Annotated in this window: 1 protein-coding gene; it reads right to left on the bottom strand. The window is 63.6% G+C overall.

Going from position 1 to position 1,199, the window contains the following annotated elements:
* Nucleotides 1-5: 5 nt before the first annotated feature.
* On the bottom strand, nt 6-1,109 hold the full coding sequence (locus IVB12_RS36515) for an ISAs1 family transposase (RefSeq protein WP_247307619.1): 1,104 nt from the start codon (nt 1,107-1,109) through the stop codon (nt 6-8).
* Nucleotides 1,110-1,199: the final 90 nt, after the last annotated feature.

Here is a 1,199-nt window from a genome sequence, read left to right as displayed (position 1 = left end):
CAGGGCTATCGCATATGGCGAAGCATACTGAGGAGGAAGGCATCATCCCAGCCCGCGCGCTTGATTTTGCGTCGAATCGAGGCGGTGTCGGGATGAGATCGCAAGATATTGAGGGCGAGCCTGCGCAGGGTGGCAAGGTTCTCGGGAGCGTTGTCCTTTCGGGCACGGTTGCCATCCTCGGCGAAGTGAACATCGAGCACCCAGTGGAGCTGGTTCTCGATGCCCCAGTGGCTTCGGGTGACGTGCAGCAGCCGCTTGGGAGAGATGTATTTGGAGAGGAGATAGTGGCGCACGAGCGGCGCATCGGCCGGCTTCGCCCGGGGGCGCCTGCGCGAGGTGACGCGCCCCAGCGCGACAACGCCGGGAAAGCCATGGCGTGCCGCCAGGTTGGTGTTGCGCATGACGGTGGCACCCCGCGCTTCGTGCCGATCGTGACTGGAAGGGTCGATCCGTGCGGCGCTGCTGCGCTTGCCCGATCGTGCAAACTGCTGCGTGACCGCTTTGAACAAAGGGCCACGGTTGGCCTTGATCGCCAGTGCATAGTCGCCACCCCGCTGCAGCACGGCACTGGCAAAGGCGCGGCTGCAATGCAGCGCATCAGCTGTGACGATACAGCCCTTCAGACTGAGAAGCTCCAACACCTCCAAGGCGCCTGCGGTCTCGTTCCGGCCGGGCGCTTTCTGCTGAGCCAAGGCCATGCGGGCTTCCACCGCGAAGACGTTGACCAGATGCAGCGGCGTGGCCTTCCCACCACGCTCGTAGGCGCCGCGCAACGCCTTGCCATCGACGGCCACCACCCCCGTGAGCTTGAGCCCATTGGCCTTGGCGAAGGCCGCCATGAAGCGACGGAATGCCTTCTCGAAGGCGTCCGGCTCGAGCAAGCGGAATACCCGACTGAACGTGTCGTGGCTCGGCACGCCATGGTCCAGGTGCAGGAAGAGCCGCAGCAGTTCTTGCTTCGCCTCGCCGAAGTCCGCCATGTCCGAGCACGACTCTGCTCCACACAGCGTCGCCGCCAGCGCGATGACCAACACCTCCAGAAGATCGTGCCTGGCATTGGCCGCTCGCGGATCCGGCAGCCGACCAAAAACCTTCGTGAACCTCCGCATCCGACCCCCTCCATGCTCTGGGAGTCGTCTTCAGAATCTCTCTTGCTCTCCAATGCAATAGGCCAGAGAAATCCATATGCGATTCCCCTG

The sequence above is a fragment of the Bradyrhizobium sp. 179 genome, assembly GCF_023073535.1.
Classification (GTDB): domain Bacteria; phylum Pseudomonadota; class Alphaproteobacteria; order Rhizobiales; family Xanthobacteraceae; genus Bradyrhizobium.
The sequence above is the reverse complement of the archived record's forward strand: the minus strand, read 5'-3'. Positions and strand labels throughout refer to the sequence as shown.